Annotated in this window: 24 protein-coding genes; 8 read left to right on the forward strand and 16 right to left on the reverse strand. The window is 37.6% G+C overall.

All coding sequences use genetic code 11. The annotated features are described in order from the left end of the window. Positions 1-35: 35 nt before the first annotated feature. The 10 genes from NsoK4_RS06235 to NsoK4_RS06280 all read right to left on the reverse strand — a co-directional run bounded on the left by NsoK4_RS06235 (position 36) and on the right by NsoK4_RS06280 (position 8422). Positions 36-455: a prefoldin subunit beta gene (locus NsoK4_RS06235; protein WP_211686193.1), complete on the reverse strand. Its 420-nt coding sequence runs from the start codon at positions 453-455 to the stop codon at positions 36-38. A 24-nt stretch (positions 456-479) separates the two neighbouring features. Continuing rightward, a complete protein-coding gene (locus NsoK4_RS06240) occupies positions 480-725 on the reverse strand; it encodes a KEOPS complex subunit Pcc1 (RefSeq protein ID WP_211686194.1) in 246 nt (81 codons plus the stop codon). Further along, positions 709-918, reverse strand: coding sequence for a 50S ribosomal protein L37 (locus NsoK4_RS06245; protein WP_211686202.1), 210 nt, complete (start codon positions 916-918; stop codon positions 709-711). Before NsoK4_RS06245 ends, NsoK4_RS06240 begins: the two co-directional genes overlap by 17 nt. A gap of 4 nt (positions 919-922) precedes the next feature. Continuing rightward, complete coding sequence (rrp42, locus tag NsoK4_RS06250) at positions 923-1738, reverse strand: exosome complex protein Rrp42 (RefSeq protein ID WP_211686204.1); 816 nt, start codon at positions 1736-1738, stop codon at positions 923-925. Then, positions 1739-2476 (reverse strand): exosome complex exonuclease Rrp41, encoded by a 738-nt coding sequence (gene rrp41 / locus NsoK4_RS06255; RefSeq protein WP_211686206.1) that lies wholly within the window; start codon positions 2474-2476, stop codon positions 1739-1741. Further along, the gene (gene rrp4 / locus NsoK4_RS06260) at positions 2476-3156 is read right to left on the reverse strand and encodes an exosome complex RNA-binding protein Rrp4 (RefSeq protein ID WP_211686208.1); all 681 of its coding nucleotides are present in this window, start codon (positions 3154-3156) and stop codon (positions 2476-2478) included. The genes rrp41 and rrp4 overlap by 1 nt, the downstream gene beginning before the upstream one ends. Next, positions 3156-3842 (reverse strand): ribosome assembly factor SBDS, encoded by a 687-nt coding sequence (locus NsoK4_RS06265; RefSeq protein WP_211686210.1) that lies wholly within the window; start codon positions 3840-3842, stop codon positions 3156-3158. The genes rrp4 and NsoK4_RS06265 overlap by 1 nt, the downstream gene beginning before the upstream one ends. Before the next feature lie 284 nt (positions 3843-4126). After that, on the reverse strand, positions 4127-5032 hold the full coding sequence (locus NsoK4_RS06270) for a phage tail protein (RefSeq protein WP_211686212.1): 906 nt from the start codon (positions 5030-5032) through the stop codon (positions 4127-4129). Positions 5033-5144: 112 nt separating this feature from the next. Continuing rightward, positions 5145-7937, reverse strand: coding sequence for an HYR domain-containing protein (locus tag NsoK4_RS06275; RefSeq protein ID WP_211686214.1), 2793 nt, complete (start codon positions 7935-7937; stop codon positions 5145-5147). Positions 7938-8056: 119 nt separating this feature from the next. Continuing rightward, positions 8057-8422 carry a DUF6659 family protein gene (locus NsoK4_RS06280; protein WP_211686216.1) on the reverse strand — a complete coding sequence of 122 codons (366 nt, stop codon included), beginning with the start codon at positions 8420-8422 and terminating at the stop codon, positions 8057-8059. Between the two features lie 69 nt (positions 8423-8491). Between NsoK4_RS06280 and NsoK4_RS06285 the strand changes: the two genes are divergently transcribed. Genes NsoK4_RS06285 through NsoK4_RS06305 form a run of 5 tightly spaced genes read left to right on the forward strand, consistent with a single transcriptional unit; the run spans position 8492 to position 11178 of the window. Further along, positions 8492-9157 carry a DNA-directed RNA polymerase subunit D gene (locus NsoK4_RS06285; RefSeq protein WP_371815995.1) on the forward strand — a complete coding sequence of 222 codons (666 nt, stop codon included), beginning with the start codon at positions 8492-8494 and terminating at the stop codon, positions 9155-9157. A 44-nt stretch (positions 9158-9201) separates the two neighbouring features. Continuing rightward, positions 9202-9549, forward strand: coding sequence for a 50S ribosomal protein L18e (locus NsoK4_RS06290; protein WP_211686220.1), 348 nt, complete (start codon positions 9202-9204; stop codon positions 9547-9549). Beyond that, on the forward strand, positions 9542-10000 hold the full coding sequence (locus tag NsoK4_RS06295; protein ID WP_211686221.1) for a 50S ribosomal protein L13: 459 nt from the start codon (positions 9542-9544) through the stop codon (positions 9998-10000). The genes NsoK4_RS06290 and NsoK4_RS06295 overlap by 8 nt, the downstream gene beginning before the upstream one ends. Continuing rightward, entirely contained in the window at positions 9997-10446 is a 450-nt protein-coding gene (gene rpsI / locus NsoK4_RS06300; protein WP_211686223.1) for a 30S ribosomal protein S9, read from the forward strand. Before NsoK4_RS06295 ends, rpsI begins: the two co-directional genes overlap by 4 nt. 3 nt (positions 10447-10449) lie before the next feature. Further along, on the forward strand, positions 10450-11178 hold the full coding sequence (locus tag NsoK4_RS06305; RefSeq protein ID WP_211686225.1) for a nucleotidyltransferase family protein: 729 nt from the start codon (positions 10450-10452) through the stop codon (positions 11176-11178). Here the strand turns inward: NsoK4_RS06305 and leuD (NsoK4_RS06310) are convergent. From leuD (NsoK4_RS06310) to NsoK4_RS06325, 4 genes are read right to left on the reverse strand one after another with little or no spacing between them, the layout of a single operon-like run. Further along, positions 11156-11740: a 3-isopropylmalate dehydratase small subunit gene (leuD, locus tag NsoK4_RS06310; protein ID WP_211686227.1), complete on the reverse strand. Its 585-nt coding sequence runs from the start codon at positions 11738-11740 to the stop codon at positions 11156-11158. The two genes, NsoK4_RS06305 and leuD (NsoK4_RS06310), sit on opposite strands and share 23 nt — an antisense overlap. A 1-nt stretch (position 11741) precedes the next feature. Next, positions 11742-13157: a 3-isopropylmalate dehydratase large subunit gene (gene leuC, locus NsoK4_RS06315; RefSeq protein ID WP_211686229.1), complete on the reverse strand. Its 1416-nt coding sequence runs from the start codon at positions 13155-13157 to the stop codon at positions 11742-11744. An 11-nt stretch (positions 13158-13168) separates the two neighbouring features. Further along, positions 13169-13651, reverse strand: coding sequence for a 3-isopropylmalate dehydratase small subunit (gene leuD, locus NsoK4_RS06320; RefSeq protein WP_211686231.1), 483 nt, complete (start codon positions 13649-13651; stop codon positions 13169-13171). Next, positions 13648-14919 carry a 3-isopropylmalate dehydratase large subunit gene (locus NsoK4_RS06325; RefSeq protein ID WP_211686233.1) on the reverse strand — a complete coding sequence of 424 codons (1272 nt, stop codon included), beginning with the start codon at positions 14917-14919 and terminating at the stop codon, positions 13648-13650. Before NsoK4_RS06325 ends, leuD (NsoK4_RS06320) begins: the two co-directional genes overlap by 4 nt. Before the next feature lie 72 nt (positions 14920-14991). Between NsoK4_RS06325 and NsoK4_RS06330 the strand changes: the two genes are divergently transcribed. Both NsoK4_RS06330 and NsoK4_RS06335 read left to right on the forward strand, forming a co-directional pair. After that, on the forward strand, positions 14992-15768 hold the full coding sequence (locus NsoK4_RS06330; RefSeq protein ID WP_211686235.1) for a coenzyme F420-0:L-glutamate ligase: 777 nt from the start codon (positions 14992-14994) through the stop codon (positions 15766-15768). Positions 15769-15816: 48 nt separating this feature from the next. Beyond that, positions 15817-16368, forward strand: a complete 552-nt coding sequence (locus tag NsoK4_RS06335; protein WP_211686237.1) for a hypothetical protein — start codon at positions 15817-15819, stop codon at positions 16366-16368. A gap of 19 nt (positions 16369-16387) precedes the next feature. Here NsoK4_RS06335 and NsoK4_RS06340 read toward each other — a convergent pair whose 3' ends face one another. Further along, on the reverse strand, positions 16388-16717 hold the full coding sequence (locus NsoK4_RS06340) for a hypothetical protein (RefSeq protein ID WP_211686239.1): 330 nt from the start codon (positions 16715-16717) through the stop codon (positions 16388-16390). 91 nt (positions 16718-16808) lie between these two features. Here NsoK4_RS06340 and NsoK4_RS06345 point away from each other — a divergent pair, with 91 nt between their 5' ends. Next, positions 16809-17342, forward strand: coding sequence for a hypothetical protein (locus NsoK4_RS06345; RefSeq protein WP_211686241.1), 534 nt, complete (start codon positions 16809-16811; stop codon positions 17340-17342). Here the strand turns inward: NsoK4_RS06345 and NsoK4_RS06350 are convergent. After that, positions 17335-17775 carry a hypothetical protein gene (locus NsoK4_RS06350; RefSeq protein WP_211686243.1) on the reverse strand — a complete coding sequence of 147 codons (441 nt, stop codon included), beginning with the start codon at positions 17773-17775 and terminating at the stop codon, positions 17335-17337. The genes NsoK4_RS06345 and NsoK4_RS06350 overlap by 8 nt on opposite strands. Positions 17776-17814 lie beyond the last annotated feature (39 nt).

Here is a 17814-nt window from a genome sequence, read left to right on the forward strand (position 1 = left end):
CGAATTTGTTAATATCTTATTTGAAATTTTTAAAATTATTTTCTTGGGTTGTCATCTGATGGTTGCTGCATTTTTGCACCACTACTTGCTGTTCCTGAACTGCCAGCACCGCTTTTCATCATTTCAGTGATTTTAGTTTCTTGTTCCTTTAGAGTTTCTTTTAGTCTTGCCTCTTGTTTTTCTAAAACAGTAGAACGGGTTTTTGCCATTTCTAATCTTTCTTCTAGATCATCAATCAAGTCTTTTTTTGTAGATTTTATCAGAATAGAGCCAGAGTGTTTATATACATTATCACCATCTCCTGCCTTTTTTAATTCTTCAAGTGCCTTTTCGGTCTCTACTTTTTCCATCTCAAGATGTTGTTTTTGAGTCATAACGGATTGTAGATTTTGTTGTGACTGTTGTAGTTTCATTAGTTGTTCTTGAAGCCATGGTGGCATTTGTCCTGATGACATGTTAATTCCTTGAATCGAGTTTAATTATATCTTTACCGATTCTATTGAATCATAGCTTGCCTGGACTAACCTCAGAGTAGAATTTAGATTTGCTCTAAGGTGAGGAATATGATCAGATTCTATGGAAATTTCAATTTTGTCATTTAGAGTCATTTTGGTTTTGGTTGGATTTTCAGGATAGTATTCGTTATCAGTATTTACAGAGTCAAAAATTGCTTTTGTTTTCTCTTTTGCATCAATGATGATTTTTGCATTAAAGCTTGATGTCATATGCCGTTCCTGCTATTTTGAAACTGCATTTTTTGCATGACCAAATACCTACGGCATCTCTTGAGAATTTTTCAGAACCACATTCAGGGCAGGTTCTCTTTTGTTTTAATTGTAGGTGAATCTTTGTGTATTCTTTTCTAATCTTAATGCCATATCTTGCACCTAGACCCTTTAGAGACTTTTTCTTTGCCATTTCATTATGCCCCTCCTTGGACTTGTTTTAACTTTTCTCTGATTTGTGCTCCTACCTTAACTGAGATTTCGCCACATTTGACAATTTCATCCAATGTGAATCCGTCAAAGCCACCTTTTTGCAATGCACAGATATTTCCATCAGAGTCTGAAGTAATAGTAATTCTAGCATCCATGCTTTCCCATTCATCACCATTAGGATCAACTATGATATGGTTTCCAATTTTTCCCATTGTGACTGAAACTGGGATTGTTGTTACAGGAATTGGCATATCTTCTCCTTCAACTAGAGTTGGAACATCATCTACCATTTGCCATTTTGGAGTCTTTGATGACAAGATGGCTGCAGTTGCAGCATATGCACATGCATCAAAGAGATTCCCATCGTAATCCACAACTACGCTGTCAGCAAATACACCAACAACTGATTTGTCTTTCTCAATAACCAACTGAGACAAATCAACCATGTGACTTTCTCTAATTCCTCTATCAACTACTCTAGCTAATTCAATCACGTCAGGTCCTGGAGGTCCAGTTTCTACGCTTGGGTGAGATAATGGCAATAGTTCTGCAGTGCAAATGAAGATTCCCTTGTCACCCATATCTGGAAATGGTCTGTCTGGTTGAATCTTTACTCCACAAACAACTTCGGTATCACCAATTCTAACTCGTGCTGAGCCGTTTGCTTTTGGAATTGCATTTGTTTCAATTGTAATTTCTCTTGGTTCATCTAATGCTCTACCGTCGACTCTTTTTCCTTGTTCTAAGAGTTCAAGGATTTGTGATTTTTTTAGTTCATCAATTACAGATGTAGATGTCAATTATTGAGAACCTCCTTTGCCAAAGTATTTTTCGTGTAGTGCTTTCTTTTGTAGATCATAAACAATTTTGCATCCATCAATTCCAACTTGAACACATTTTTTGTATTCTTCTGGAGTTAGTACACCGTCTAATTGTAATAACGTGATTTTTTCAAGGCTTGGCATGTAGCCAATTGGCATGTCTGCTTGACCTGCTTGATCTTCTTCATTGTTAACATCTAAAATTACAGTATCTGCGACTTTTCCTGCAGCACATGCTGCAACCATATCCCTCATAGGAATGCCTGCATCGGCCAACGCAACAGAAGCTGCTGATAATGCAGCACAACGAGTTCCGCCGTCTGCTTGCAAAACTTCGATAAACACATCAACAGCAGTTCTCGGGAATTTGTCTAGCATAACTGCTGGTTCTAATGCTTCTTTGATTACTTTGGAAATTTCAATTTCCCTTCTAGATGGGGCAGGATTCTTTCTTTCTCCAACAGAGAATGGTTCCATATGATATCTTACTCTTAAGATCCCAGTATCAGTATTTGACATGTGTTTTGGATGAACATCTCTTGGACCAAAAACACCAACTAGGATTTTGTTATCACCAAATTCAATATATGCAGAGCCGTCGGCGTTTTTTAATCCGCCAGCTTTTATCATGATTCGTCTTGGCTCATCTACTTTACGGCCATCACAACGAATTCCATTTTCGTCCAATAGGACCATTGTTGCGTCTCGTCCACCCATTATGATTCACCTTTTGATTCTAACATTTCTTTTACCTGATCAGTCAAATTTGCAACGTGTGCTTGCTCATTTACCATTTGAATGGCTTTTTTAGCCTTTAATAATCCCTCGGGATTATCACATGAAACTACTACCCACCCATTTTGTCCAATGGTGATTGCAGCATTTGTAGCCATTTCAATCGTTTGAATCATCGTACCACGCTTTCCAATCAATCTTGGGACTTTGCTTGGTGAGATTCGCACCAAGTCTCCAGAGTCAATCTTTCCCAAGTCTCTATCGGCAATGGTTACAAGAGGATCACGCGTTCTATCAAAATTAGCAATTCGGGCAGCTACTAGATCGCCTGCTTTTAGTTTAGAAGTAAGTTCATCAGCATGTGCCGAAAAATCCCTGCCAAAGACATCTTGTGCTGGTAAAAATCCAACATAGCATGAGTTGATATCCAATTCCCAGGACAGTGAAGTATGAGAAATCACCTTTCCAATTACCAAGTCATTGATTTTTGGAATATATTTTCCGGTTAATGGTATTACTTTAACAGAGTCATCATAAATTTCTGAAATTCCTATAGTGGTAGATATGATCTTATTTCCTTCAAGGATAACATTTTGCTCAGGTCTGAAAGGACCAGTAGTTACTACATCGCCAGGGATAACATATTTTCTCTTATTGTCCATTACTTCATTACCTCAACTGTAGCAGAGCCTTTAGTTATAGAACCTAATCTGTCTATCACGTTTGGCCTTGCTGCAGCGGGTATTTCAAGTATTGCTTTTAGAGATCCATTATTTTGCCATTCTTCTTTTTTTAAAGAACCTACAGACTTTAACACAGCATAAGATTGCGAAGCATATTGTGCAGGTACAAGAATCTCAAGTGAGAGATTCTCAGACTTTAGTGGAATTATTGAGCGAAGTTTTTCCACGATGTCTTTGACCTGTTCATTTACTGATTTTTGCGGGTCTACAGAAACTCGTCCATCCTTGATTGCTTGTTCAATTCGAAGCGGAGGATGTGGCAAATGATTTCTAGGATCAACATAGGTCTTGGCAATATACTCTACAATCTGTTTTTTCTTTTCTTCAACCATCTTTCTTCTTTGATCAGTTGTAAGATTTAGATCACCTTTTTCAAGAATTTTTTGGGCAATCTCTGTTAGGTCCTCAGTCTTGAATGCCTTGAGGAGTTTTTCAGAAGATGGTTTTGTACCCTTTCCTGAATCAGTGTAAATATCATCTGAGACCAAGACTGCAGAAACATCCTTTTTCTTTCCCAGCTTATACTCCAATGCTGGGTCGGGCTTTACCAAAATCTCAAATTTTTCGCCCTCAAAGGAATATCTTACCACTGTTACGTCGGCCATTGCTCTGAGATGTCTATGTTAATTTGTTATTTATCTATACGTTTTACAAATATTCAATGACATTATCTTGATTGTTAAGTACCCAGAGACCAAAATATGAAGACATACAAGTCTAGATAGACAGAACAAAACACGACATTCAAAAAAAGGCGTGTACATCTCAGTCATACCACAAGAACATTTACGGAAATCCTATCAAAAAAATGTAGAATGTATTAAAATAGTTACAAACATCTAGAAAGAAAAATAGAACAAAAATAAAAAAAGAAGGTTGAGGACGATTCTCAGTTTCTAGTTGGAAATATCCCTATCAACGCTATGATATGTCGTGGTCCATCTATAGGTTCTAGACATCTCAAGTCAGGAAGAGCAAAGGTAGTTCTTCCATCTCCACCATAGGTGGTTCCCAACAAAGAGAACAATGCGGTGTTTTGAGATATTGGTAGGAGTTGTCCTTCAGCAAATGCCCAACCACGAGGTGCAAAGTTTCCTGCAAATAGCTGAACTTCTGCAAGTGTGGGTTCTGAAATTGATGCATATGCTAGGAATGGAAGGTCATTTGGCAAGTATTCAAAGTCAACCGGAGTTAGAACTTTTGAATTTGGATTAAAAGAATAGTCCACAGTGATGAAGGAATCTCCATTCAATCTACTGCATGGGAGTGCATTGTACGTTATCCCTGCACGTCTTAATTTATCCAAAGTGTCTTGGTCTCCGTCTGCAATGTCAGCTGGAATATTGGTAAAGTTGTTCCAGTCATCAGTACCTGCACCATCGGCACCTGGTGGGCCTTCTGGTCCTGGTGGGCCTTCTGGTCCTGGTGGGCCTTCTGGTCCTGGTGGGCCTTCTGGTCCTGGTGGGCCTTCTGGTCCTGGTGGGCCTTCTGGTCCTGGTGGGCCTTCTGGAATTGAATCAATTTGATTTTGAAGGTCGGCATCAGTGTTTCTTAGCTCTGTGAAGACGTCAAAAAATGAATCCACGTTAAAAGAAGCTGCAATTTCTGTAAAGATATCAAAGAATGAATCAATGTTTGCAGTGTTTTCATCTACTTGTGATTTGAGAGAGTTTGCATTAGAAGCTCCTTGTCCATTTCCATTATTTTGGGCAAATGCACTACCTGCTGCAAGAGGACTTGCAAAAAGAATAGCTGCAATTGCAACAAAGAAAAACAGATTTGTTGTTCTAGTCATTGAAGATATGAACTTCATCAATCTATTAAGTTTGATCTAGTTTTAGCGATCTCAATACAATATTGAATTGTTATTTATCTCTACCACAAATCATTACAAAAGAATTCAAAAACTAAGGATTGGAAATATGAGTAATTAACAATTCAGCATATTCGCTTAATGACTCAGTTTGTTCAGAAGTTAGTGTTTTTCCATCTTGAGCATTTACTTCATTAATGAATGCATGAAGTTGATTTGTAGCTGCTTTAATGTTGTCTCGGTCAAACGATGCAGAGGCAGCTTCTATCTTTTTGACAAGACTTGTTGTCAGTCCTTTCTGAAGATCAAATGAGTTTACAGTATCTTTTAGACTATCAAAGGTTATCTGTACTGTAATACTAAACTCAGCATCAACTGAATTTCCAACCAAGTCAGTTGCAGTACATGAAACAGTATTCACACCAATTGCAAAAATAGAACCAGGTTGTGGTGTGCAAGAAACAGTTGGGTTTGGATCAATATTATCAGTTGCAGTAGGTAAAGGATAGTCCACGATTGCACCATCAACACTTGTTGCATCCACAACAATATCAGAGATAGGATCAAATGTTGGAGGAATAATATCAATCTGTAATGTTTCACCAGGTCCAATGTGAAGCACAGTTCCTCCTATTGTTATTGTAGCACTTGTATCCACAGATGTAATCTGTAGAGTTTCAGGATCAAATGTCAAAGAATCACCAGAATTCAATGTTGTTGTTGCAGGTTCCCCTCCAGTTACAAATTCAAGATCAACAGATCCTGAAATTACCTCAATTGTCACACTTCCACAAAGAACATTTGCATTATCTCCGGAGCTAAATGTTGCAGATGCAGAACCGCCACATGTACTAACTGAAGCATCACCAGTAGAGACAATATTTACTCCTGATACACCAGCATTAGAAATAGTAAGAGAATTTTCTCCATATGTTATTTCACCAGACGTTGTTCCATCGTTAAATTCAGTAGAAGGAATCAAAGGTTGGCTATCAACATCGTCTTCAATACCATCATTATCATCGTCTGGATCACCAACATCACATAATGAATCAGAGTCATTATCAGGGCCGTCATTTGCAACATTTGCAAATCCCAAGACAGAACAGTCATCACAAGAATCGGCATCTGAATCAGTACAGATGAATTGATTTAGAGGATCGAGATCAGATGGATCTGGCACACCGTCATTGTCATCGTCTGGATCACCAACATTACATAATCCATCAGTGTCCGTATCAGTTCCATCATCATTTGCGTTTGCATATCCTAAAACAGAACAGTCATCACAAGAATCGGCATCTGAATCAGTACAGATGAATTGATTTAGAGGATCGAGATCAGATGGATCTGGCACACCGTCATTGTCATCGTCTGGATCACCAACATTACATAATCCATCAGTGTCCGTATCAGTTCCATCATCATTTGCGTTTGCATATCCTAAAACAGAACAGTCATCACAAGAATCGGCATCTGAATCAGTACAGATGAATTGATTTAGAGGATCGAGATCAGATGGATCTGGCACACCGTCATTGTCATCGTCTGGATCACCTATATCACATATTAAATCAGAGTCATAATCGGGTCCATCATTAGATGTATCAAATGTGCCAGATACACAATCATCACATGCATCTAAATCAGCATCACCGCAAGCAGTTGCATCAAGTGGGTACGGATCATCTACATCAGGAATAGTATCATTATCACTGTCAGGATCACATGCATCTCCATGCTGGTCTCCATCAATGTTTGCTTGGTCGGCATTTGCAATTGCAGGACAGTTATCTACATCAGCACAATAACCGTCATTGTCAGCATCATTGTCAGTATCAAGTGGACATAAATCAACATCTCCACATATTCCATCACTGTCTTGATCATTGTAAGGGTCTAAGGGACATGCATCGTTAACATTTAACACACCATCATTGTCATCATCACGTTCTTCATATGCAAGTTGTCCATCACAATTATTGTCTTTACCATCAATTAATTCTGGAGCTCCAGGATATACTGATGGATCGTTGTCATTACAATCACCTGTAGGGATTCCTATACCACAATAAGAAACACAATAGCCATCATTGTCAGCATCGGGAGGAGGTAACACTTCAACTTGTAAAGGTCGGTTTACGTGAGTACCTTCACTGGTACCAACTAAATTGAAATTATAAATCCCTAACGGAGTTCCAGATTGAAGAATATTCAAAAGAGTTGTAGGATGTTGCCAAAAAGGAGTCCAGGGGAACGGAGGAAGAATATTCAAAGTATCACTATTTACAATACTTGAAGACAGATTGGGAGGTAATCCACTGGTAGAAAGTACAACAGGAAATCCTGAAAAATCATAAGGAATGTCCATTGAGACACGAACCGAGAATGATGCGGCGCCAAATCCTTGCTGCATAGAATCATAAGATGCAGGATTTGTGGTTATTCTAAAATTTGGTGGAGGGCATGGAATATCTAGATTATAGTTTGACCAAGAGCCTTGTGTAGGTCCAAAATACCCACCTTGAAATTGATGTTGTTCCCAGGTGACAACACGATAAGTACCAGGCGATAGATTGGATGGAATTTGTAAATGAATTGGAACACCGTTTACAGCAGTCGCCTCCCCAGTTCCATAGTGACGTTCTGTCATAGCAACAGATGCAGCAGTCAATGATGCAATGTCATTTCCAAATGCTCCTGGAGGCAGTAAGAAAACCCAATAATGAACATTATGTAAGCTACTGCCAAAACTTCTAACCAGCACAAAACCTGGAGAATCACTGCAAAAATTTGATGTGGCAAAGGATTCTTGAGGTGGGATTGAAACCATACCAATTGTAATTACAAGAAGAAATACTGCAAAAAAGGAAATTTTACTTAACATAAGTAAACATTGTGTTCAGTTAAATCATTTAAAGATATTCATGATTTTCATTGAGAATGTCATAATTTCAGATAACATATCAAAATTTTCACAAAAGAAATTTGTTGTAAAAAAAATTTCTATTTTTTGGAAATAGTATGGATCAGTTCAAGAACACCTTTAATGATTCTTGAATGATCAGATTCAACATCAGTTGTAATCATCAACAGGTGTTTTTCATCAATTGGAAATGAAATGCGTTTTATCTCATCATATTCTGCCATTGCATATTTTGCAGGACCAATCTTGTGCTCTATGTTTTTTCTAGTCTGCCATCTTTGACTTGCATAGTAATGCATCATTTGAAGTTCATCATCACTAAGAATAGGAGTTACGTTATCTCGAAATCCGCCGGAGATTTTCACGCCAGTGTTATTTTGAATGGCAGCATAACGGATAGAAGAATCCAGATTCAAGACATTCCTATGCAGTTTATCAAAATCCATGTGGTTTTTAGAAAAAGTGCGGACTTAAGCATTTTTGGAGGTCATACGCAAAACTAGCTAGATTTTTATGTGGACTTTGAAGATTTCACTCAAGATTTGTCTTCCTTAGAGGTAATTAGCAAAGATGATAAAAAAATGTCCGTCAAACTAAAGGGCATTCCACTGCAATATGCCAATGCCTTAAGACGTGTTTGCCTTAACGGTGTTCCAGTATTTGCAATTGATACTGTAGATATTCTTGAAAATTCTTCAGTTTTGCCAGATGAAGGTTTGGCACATAGATTAGGACTTGTCCCGCTATTTACTGACTTGAAGCGATTCAATGAACCATCAAAGTGTGAATGCCAAAGCGAAACAGGCTGTTCAAACTGCAGAGTAATGTTGGTTTTAGACTCTGGAGACTCTGACACTACAAGAAGAATTCTTTCAAACGAACTTACATCTGAAGATGACTCTGTAAAACCAATTTCAGACAAGATCCCTATCGTAGAATTGGCTCCAGGGCAAAAAATCAAAGTAGAATGCTATGCTCGTCTGGGCCGTGGTAGTGAACACGCAAAATGGAATTCATCAAACATTGCAGTCCTAACAGAGACTGACAAAGAAGACGAGAGAATACTAACAGTAGAATCAACAGGTGCATTAAAGCCAGAACAGATCATTTTGGCTGGAGTGGATGAAGTAAGCAACAGATTGGCCGAATTCAAAGAAATGATTGGCCAAATCGAAGAATAAACCAAGCATACACATTATATTTGGGTTTTAAAGCGCAATATTACATGACTAATCAAGTCGTTATACGCATGGCAAAAGATCTCAAAAAAGCATCAGCCAAGAATGATGCTCCAATATGGGCAAAACTAGCTGAATATGCTACAAAGCCATCAGTTGCCAGACGACATATCAATCTGTACAGAATTGGTCAATTAACAAAAGACAATGATACAATAGTCTTTCCAGGCAAAGTCCTAGGAACAGGAAACATCCCTCACAAAGTTACATTATGTGCATTTTCAATTTCAAATGCTGCTGCATCAAAAATTATTGAAAACGGTGGCAAGGTGATTACCTATTCAGAACTAATTGAGAAAAACCCAACAGGAAAAGGAGTGGTATTACTTGGCTAGTCAGGAAACAATATCAATTGACAAACCAATAGTAATAGATGCTACTAATCACATTGCAGGCAGATTATCTTCACATGTTGCAAAATTATTACTCAAAGGCAATAGAGTATCTATCATTAATTGTGAAAAAATCATGCTCAGTGGAACACGTTCTAACATCATAAAAGAATACAGAGAATTTCTAGAGATTTCATCAATATTGCATCCAAAGCACGGGCCATTCCATCCCAGAAGACCAGACACCATTATGAAAAAAATGATCAGAGGAATGTTGCCAAGAGAAAAACCATCAGGAATATCTGCACATAAAAGATTAAGAACTTACATTGGATCTCCAAAAGAATTATCTTCTTTTGAAAAAATACAGTTTGAAAAAGCCAAGATTAAAAGAGCTGCTGCAAATTATACAACAATGGGAGAACTTGGCAGAGTAATAGGGTGGACTGAATGACAACTCCAAAAACTGAAATCTATTACGCAACTAGAAAAACATCTAGTGCACATGTTTACATTACAAAAGGACAAGGTAAAGTTAGAATCAATAATGTTCCAGTAGAGATGATTCCACAAGAAACTGCAAGAGAAGTAATGCTTGCACCTTTAGAAATCACAGGTGACCTGAGAGACAAAATAGACATTTCTGTTAGAGTCAGAGGTGGAGGTTACATGGGTCAAGCAAGTGCTGCAGCAACAGGGATTTCAAGAGCATTAACTGGATGGACTAAAACAAAGAAAGAACCAAAAGACCATCCACTTCCAAAATCAGCAAGAGAAGACCTCAGAAAAAGAATTGCAGAATATGACAAATATCTGATTAGCGGCGATGCCAGAAGAAAAGAACCAAAGAAGTTTGGCGGACCTGGCGCTAGAAGAAGAAAACAAAAATCATACCGTTAGGCTGTGAAGGCTGTAATTTTAGCCGGTGGCAAAGGAACCAGAGGCAAGCCATACACAGAATATTTTCCAAAAGCAATGACCCCAATTAACGGCAAACCGTTAATTGATTATATCGTGGATTATCTAAACTCGTTTAGTTTCATCAAAGAGATAATCATAATCTCAAACTTTGAAGGGTTAGGAGGACAGATAAAGTCATACTATGAGCACCTACACAATAGAAAAAACCTAAAGTTTGTTCAGGACTCAGATAGCGGTACTGGCGGAGATCTCCTACATATTCAAAAGTATCTCAAAGGAGAATCAGAATTTGTATTATGGTTTGTGGACAATATGTGTGCAATAGACCTCAAAGAAATGAGAGATGTTTTCAAAAACAAAAAGAGTATGGCGTGCATTGCAACTAGAACAAAGAGGAGAGAAGAAACAGGATTTGCCAAAGTCAAAGACGGAATAATTACAGAGTTTAAAGAAAAACCAATAATGAAATTACAATTATCTGAATGCCTTGGAATCTACATGTTAAGTACAGATATTCTCAAAAAGATTAAGACAAAATCAGAACAAAAACTAATCAATTTGTCATTTGATATTTTACAGCCATTGTCAAAAGAAAAAAAGATCAGTGCATATGATATTGGTGACAAAGAATGGATTGATGCAGAATCACCTACAATGCTTGAGCGAAATGAAAAAGCAGTAATGAAAATTACAAAACAGATGGGATTTTAGAAGTCTTTTCAAAATTAGAAATTTTATCTTCAAAATGTAGAGTTTGTGCAATATCATCTAGTCCTTCTAGAAGAATTTTCTTTTTGTGAGGATCAATGTCAAAAGATATTTTTTCGTCAGGTGTTGTAATGGTTTGATTCTCTAAATCAATTTCAACCTCACCAGATATTTGTTGTAATTTTTCTACAGTTTTATCATCTAGTTTGATTGGCAAAATTCCATTTTTGAAGCAATTACTGTAAAAGATATCTGCAAAAGAAGGTGAGATTACTACAGAAAACCCATAGTCTTGCAGTGCCCATACTGCATGTTCACGACTAGAGCCGCAACCAAAGTTGTCACCAGCAACTAGAATTTTAGAGTCTTTGTACTTGAGATTATTTAGCACAAAATCTTGCTTTTCTTTTTCATTTTCATCGTATCTCCAGTTGTAAAATAGGAATTTGCCAAATCCAGATTTTTGAACTAGTTTTAGAAATTGTTTTGGAACAATCTGATCAGTGTCTACATTAACCTTATCTAACGGAGTAATGATTGTCTTTACTTTTCTAAATGGTTCCATCTTAATTCAAATCCATTTCCCTTACATCAACAAAATGTCCTTCAATTGCAGCAGCAGCTGCCATCACTGGACTGACAAGATGAGTTCTTCCCCCAGTTCCTTGCCTTCCTTCAAAGTTTCTATTTGATGTGCTAGCACATCTTTCACCAGGTGACAAGATATCAGGATTCATTCCAAGACACATACTGCACCCTGCTTCTCGCCATTCAAAATTTGCATCAGTGAAAATTTTATCAAGACCTATTTCCTCTGCTTGTCTTTTTACCATTTGAGAGCCAGGAACAACCATTGCCCGAACATTTGGTGATACTTTGTGTCCTTTGACAACCTTTGATGCTTCAATAAGATCTTCTAGTCTTGCATTTGTGCAAGAGCCAATGAAAACTCGGTCAATCTGGATATCAGTGATTGGGGTTCCGGGTTTTAGGTCCATGTATTCAAGTGCCTTTTCAGCTCCTTTTTTCTGGTTTTGGTCACCTTTTGCAAAATCATCAGGAGACGGAATGGACTCTGTAACATCACAGGTCATTCCAGGATTTGTTCCCCAGCTTACCTGAGGTGCAATATCATCAATGTGTAATGTAAATTGTTTTTCAAACTTTGCATCAGAATCTGTCTTTAGATTTTCTCTCCAATAATCTACAAGGGATTCGTAATTTTTTGGAGTGTATTGTCGTCCCCTGAGATATTCGTATGTCTTTTCATCAGGGGCAATCAATCCAGCACGGGCTCCAGCCTCAATGGACATGTTACATATGGTCATTCTCTGCTCCATGGAAAGATCAGTTATCCCCTCTCCGCGATATTCTACCACAGTTCCAGTACCACCACCGGTTCCAATATTTTTGATAATAGATAGTACAATGTCCTTTGCAGTTACAGCATGAGGGTTCTTCCTTTTTCCTTCTACTCTAATTTCAAAGGGTTTTGGTTTTTCAAGCCACAATGTTTGAGAGGCCAACACATGCTCTACTTCACTAGTTCCTATTCCAAACGCTAGTGCACCAAATGCGCCATGGGTAGATGTATGACTATCACCGCAAACAATCGTACTTCCAGGCAGAGTTATCCCCAATTGAGGGCCAATCACATGTACAATTCCTTGATTAGGACTAGTAATATCAAATAGTTTGATTCCAAAATCTTTACAGTTTTTTTCCAATGTTTGAATTTGAATCGAAGATGTTTGATCCAATATCGGCAATCCTCTGTCAGTTGTTGGAACATTATGATCCATTGTTGCAATGGTAAGATCTGGTCGTCTTACCTTTCGGTTATTCATTCGAAGACCATCAAAAGCCTGAGGAGAAGTTACCTCATGAACTAGGTGCCTATCAATGTAAATTAACGACGGACCTGACTGTTTTTCAACAACGACATGAGCATCCCAAATTTTTTCAAAGAGTGTTTTTCCCATTTTCAATCATACTATGGTTTGTAATTGAATAAACCACCAGCTTCAATAATTTTTCCAATAATTTCCGAAAATGGTTTCATATTGTATGTCTGGTTTTTTGTTAGATTCTTTATTTCGTTTTTGTCAATGTCGATGTCAATTTCATCTCCTTCAGATATTCCCTTGTATGCATCCTCTTCAATTTCAATTGGAAGTAAAAATGCACCATCAACAGAATTTCGATAAAAAATCCTTGCAAAAGACAATGCCAATACTGCCTTAACTCCAGAATGAGACAATGCAATGGGAGCATGTTCACGTGATGAGCCACAGCCAAAATTCTTGCCAGCAAGAATAAAATCACCTTCCTTTACCTTAGTGTGAAAGTCAGGATCAAGTCCTTCCATTGCATGTGTTGCAAGTTCGGCATAATCATGAACCTTGAGATACTGGCCAGGAATGATGACATCAGTATCAATATTGTCTCTTTCGTATTTTATGACGTTTCCTTTCATTGCAAATCCCTCGGATCGGTAATTTTGCCAGTTACTGCAGAAGCTGCTGCCACCATCGGAGATGAGAGATATGTTTGCGATTCCACATGTCCCATTCGTCCTGGGAAGTTTCTGTTTGTAGTACTGATACAGATTTCATCTTTTGCCAACACGCCCATGTGTGCACCACAGCATGCTCCACAGGTGGGCGGACCAATAGTCACTCCTGAATCTAAGAATATCGTTAACAGTCCGTTTTCCATTGCACGTTTGTAAATTGAGATTGATGCAGGCAATACTTCTGTTCTAATCTTTACTTTTCGCCCTTTGAGAATTTTTGCTGCAGCTTCCAAATCCTCATACTTTGCACCAGTACAAGAGCCAATGTATGATTTGTCTAATTCTACAGAGGGTGCCTCTCTGACTACTGCAATATTTTCAGGAGAAAATGGTTTTGCAACAAGAGGCTCCATCTCAGATGCCTCATATTCAAACACGTTTGCATATTCTGCATCGTCGTCACCTTTGAAGACATGTGCATTTGTTGCACCACGACTTGTAAGATAATCTACAACTTTTTGATCAGCTTCTACAATACCATTTTTTGCGCCAGCCTCAGTAGTCATATTACATAAAGTCAATCGGCTTTCAACGGACATCTCATCAATCCCAGTTCCGCCAAATTGCATTGTCCTATAGTTTCCACCATCAGTTCCAATATCGCCAATAATTTTGAGTATCAAGTCTTTTGCCATAACATGATCCGGTAGTTTTCCATTTAGTTTGAAGTAATCAGTCTCAGGAACCTTAAACCAAATCTTTCCATTAAGCAAAACATATGCAACATCAGTATGACCCAGTCCGCAAGCAAATGCACCTAAAGCGCCTGTTGTGTTTGTGTGAGAGTCACCACCAACATAAACATCGCCTGGCATCACTAATGCTTCCTCATGAGAGAGGGTGTGGCATATTCCATACTGACCCATGCCATACTTGAAGTGTTTTTCAATTCCGTAATTCTTTGTGAAATTTGATAGTTTTACAATATTTTCAGCAGATATTTTTTCAGCAGAAGGGACAAAGTGGTCTTCAGCTACCCATACCTTTGAAGGATCCCATAATTTGCTGACATCTACCCCTTTGTTCTTTAATTTGTCAAATACTTTGAGAACACCAGGCCCTGAAACATCATGGACCATTACCTTGTCAACATTTGCAAAAACTACATCATCAGGAGATACCTTATCTTTACCTGATGCACGTGCAAGAATCTTCTCGACAATATTCATGATCAAAAACCCCTCTTTTAGAGATTAAAAGCTTTTCAGAACAATAAAAAAGAAAACATACATCAAAATATCATGCCACTGACAGTTTTGCCTCTACTATCTGAAAGAAAAACAGAGCAATTTGACGTATTTGAGGCATTGTTAGAATCATTGGAAAAAAATAATGAAAAACTTGTAGACGGAGACATAATAGTAATCTCTACAAAATACATCTCAAACGCTCAGGGTCGAATTATAGATTTGAGTAAAATAAAGACATCAAAGAAAGGAAAAGATGTGTCTGAGAAATTCAAACTGAAATCAGAGATTGCCGAAGTTATTTTGAGAGAATCAGATAGTATTTTTGGAGGAATATCAGGATTTGTGATTACATCTGCAGACAACATAATGGCTCCAAACGCAGGAATTGACAAATCAAATGCTAAAGAAAACCAAGTTATACTCTATCCAAAAGATCCATATCTTTTTGCAGAACAATTAAGAAGAAAGATTTTTTTGCGATTTCTAATTCATGTCGGAGTTATTTTGGTGGATAGCAGATTGATGCCAGCACGTGTTGGAACAACAGGTGTGGCAGTAGCATGTGCAGGAATGGAGCCAGTGCTTGATATGAGAGCAAAAAAAGATCTTGATGGAAAACCACTCAAGGTAACATTTCAAGCAGTAGCAGACAACATTGCAACAATTGCAAACCACAAGATGGGTGAGGGGGGAGAATCAAAACCGTTTGCGATAGTAAGGGATTCAGGGGCAAAACTAACAGATAGAAAAATAAGCCCAAACGAGATGGCAATATCGCCAGATCAGTGCGTCTATGTGAGGGGGCTCTCAAGCGGGTTTGCCAACTAGACAAAATGTTGTTCTGCTTTAAATAGAGGTATTTTTTTCTCAAGGTTAATGGAGTACAAGACAACATACCCAAAGACAATTTCATTTTTTGATGGAATCAAACACAAAATTGATGTTGATAGTAAAGAGGGTGTTGAGCAATTACACATTGTAGTAAAGAAGAGTTTTGAGGAATTGATGAAAATTTTCACAGATGAAGGATTTACCAAAGTAAAATTTGAACACAAGCAACCAGACCAAATTGGTAATGGTTTGAATCTAAAACTCAAAAAACCATGGGAAATGCATGTAAGAATGGTTGACCTCAAAAAAGGATTGATTGGAATTCATGCCGAAGTGGAAGTGTCAAGAGATTACCTTCAACACTTGTTTTCGCAAAGGACCCCCGTAGTGTACGAGGTAGAAGAGATTCTAAAGAAATACCAAGTAGACTACAAGATTTGGCATGACAAGGTCAAAAAAGACGTCAAGGCAATAATTGACAATTATAAAGTAAAACTAGCTACTCCAAGCATCCCAGTATTTGCATGGAAGCCAATGTTGTTTGTAATAGCAACAATTGGCGCATTTTATGGCTGGAAATATTTCAATACAATTTAAGAAAAGAAGTTTTTGGAAGCTATACTCCAAGAGATTCTTCTTTAGTTAGCTCCAAGAAAACTTTGTCACCAACTGATAGGCCCATCTCTTTGTATTCATGCATTTCAAGTTTTAGCTGTGTGATGCCACTTTGCATTCCCATTCCTCCGCCCATACCAGAAAGCATCTTGTTTAGGTCCTTCATCATATCATTCATGTTTGTAAATCCCATTACTTTTGGGCTACCAAATGGTGATGGAGGAGCGTTTGTACCTTCTTTTAGATCTTTCAGGGAAGAAAGAGAAACTACTACGTATGGTGCGCCATCAGGAGCAGAATCAATGCTTCGAACTACAAATTCTTTCTTCATGGCTATACTAGAAAGTCTTTCCTTATAATTTTAAGGTAAAATTTGTCGCTGGTCTTGAAGCTTTAATTACAAAAATGACAGATTTGAAAACGTGAGTGAGAATCTAAAGACTTCATTGAGGTATTATGGTATTTCACCTTGGGAGATCGAAGTAATCTACGGATTTCTCAATTCCAGATTTTCAATTTCACAAGAAGAGATAGAACCTAACGATGAGAATTTTGTGAGTTTTTTGGATGTAGACATCCCTCTTGCATTTAATGAAGAATTTTTTCAATGGTTTGATTTTAGAAGATGGGAAAAGATCAAAGATGTATTCAAAGAGATGAAAAGAAGGAGAGGTTCAGGAAATGCGCTAAAAATACAATTGAATTTCCTAGGAGACCCAAAGATAGTATTTGTCATAGACATTGATGAAAAAAGATGGTACGACAATGCAATTGAAAAAATTGATTTTGTTTTGGAATTGCTCCCGTATCACTTGAATCCAGAAAAACTACCTTCAGATATTACAGAGATCATTTACAGATTTGACACAAATTCAATTAGATGGCGTCTGAACTCTGCAAGGTCTCAAAACAAAGAATATGTTTTCAGAGGGGATTCTTGGAAAGTATCTACTTGAGATCCTTTTGCAGGGGTTCAAGTAATTCGTGTAGTTCTTTGTATTTTGATTCTAAAAAACCTAAAGAGTCTAGGAGTTTTTTTGACTTGCCATATTTGTAGCGGATCAATTCCCGATGATGCCAGAAAGTTTTTTCATCACCACTAGAAATGGTCGTAAAATAATCAGTCCCTTTTAGATTGTCAGGCAGTTTAATGTCATATGGAAATAACATATCAACAATAAACCATTCATCACCATCAGGGTAATCCGAACCAGTATCTATATCAAAAAACACATGAAGTAAATCAGATTGCATTAGGCCATCATCAGTAATTGTCGGATGTTTGATTGAGGATTTTTTAAAATCAATGTTAACAAGTTCGGGTTCAAAGAAGCCTTTAATGATTGACTTTCGAAATATTTTGTTTGCATCGTTTACGTTCAACAGCAAAAGAACGTAGAAACAAACTAGACTATAACTTATCTGGTC

The organism is Nitrosopumilus sp. K4 (genome assembly GCF_018128925.1).
GTDB lineage: Archaea > Thermoproteota > Nitrososphaeria > Nitrososphaerales > Nitrosopumilaceae > HKST03.